Source organism: Microbacterium sp. CCH5-D1 (assembly GCF_001557335.1).
GTDB classification, from domain to species: domain Bacteria; phylum Actinomycetota; class Actinomycetes; order Actinomycetales; family Microbacteriaceae; genus Microbacterium; species Microbacterium oxydans.
In genome coordinates this window covers 1-1,091 of sequence record NZ_LSJW01000241.1, presented here as the reverse complement: position 1 = coordinate 1,091, position 1,091 = coordinate 1, and the positions used below count along the sequence as shown (strand labels likewise).

Below are 1,091 nucleotides of genomic sequence, written 5' to 3'. Positions count from 1 at the left end.
CCGCCGGGTCGCCATCCTCGGTCGCCCGAATGTCGGCAAGTCGTCGCTGCTGAACAAGGCGGCCGGCGAGGAGCGCGTGGTCGTCAACGATCTCGCCGGCACCACGCGCGATCCGGTCGACGAGGTCGTGGAGCTGGGTGGCAAGATGTGGCGTCTGGTCGACACCGCCGGCATCCGTCGTCGCGTGCACATGGCGCAGGGCGCGGACTTCTACGCGTCGCTGCGCACCTCCGCTGCGCTGGAGAAGGCGGAGGTCGCTGTCGTCGTGCTCGACGTCTCCGAGTCGATCAGTGAGCAGGACGTGCGCATCATCGACCTGGTGCTGGAGTCGGGTCGTGCACTGGTCCTCGCGTTCAACAAGTGGGACCGCCTCAACGACGACGACCTCGAGAACGCCGATCGCCGTCGCTACCTCGAGCGGGAGATCGAGCAGGACCTCGCACACGTCGCCTGGGCCCCGCGCGTGAACATCTCCGCGAAGACCGGGCGTCACCTCGACAAGCTCGTTCCCGCCTTGGAGACCGCGCTGGAGAACTGGGACCGTCGTATTCCGACGGGCAAGTTCAACGCGTTCCTCGCGGAACTCGTGGCGGAGCACCCGCACCCGCTGCGTGGAGGCAAGCAGCCGCGCATCCTGTTCGGTACGCAGGCATCGACGCGCCCGCCGACGTTCGTGCTGTTCACGACCGGTTTCCTCGACCCCGGGTACCGCCGGTTCATCCAGCGGCGTCTGCGCGAGCTCTACTCGTTCGAGGGCACGCCGATCGTGATCAACATGCGCGTGCGCGAGAAGCGTCAGCGCTGATCTGTTCCGGCGCATGTCGCGCCGTGGTGCCGTCGCCCCGATGCTGTGAAAGGCTGAGTGTGTGACTGTCGTACCTCCTGCTTCCGGTGAGCCGCGTCGCCCCGAGGGGCCGCGGAATCCCGGCGATGCCTGGGTGATCTCGGAGTCGGGGGAGAAGTACTGGGGGCGCTTCGGCGCCGCCGGTCTTCTCGCCTACGATCCCGCGCGCGGGATCCTGCTGCAGCACCGCGTCTCCTGGAGCCACTTCGGGGGGACGTGGGGGCTTCCCGGCGGGGCGCTGCACGAG

At 68.4% G+C, this 1,091-nt stretch carries 1 protein-coding gene and 1 pseudogene; both read left to right on the top strand.

The annotated features are described in order from the left end of the window. A partial coding sequence (locus tag AX744_RS14070; RefSeq protein ID WP_157543617.1) for a GTPase occupies positions 1 to 805 on the top strand: 805 nt, incomplete at its 5' end. Between the two features lie 61 nt (positions 806 to 866). Then, positions 867 to 1,091: pseudogene (locus AX744_RS14065) on the top strand (NTP pyrophosphohydrolase); the annotation flags it as partial.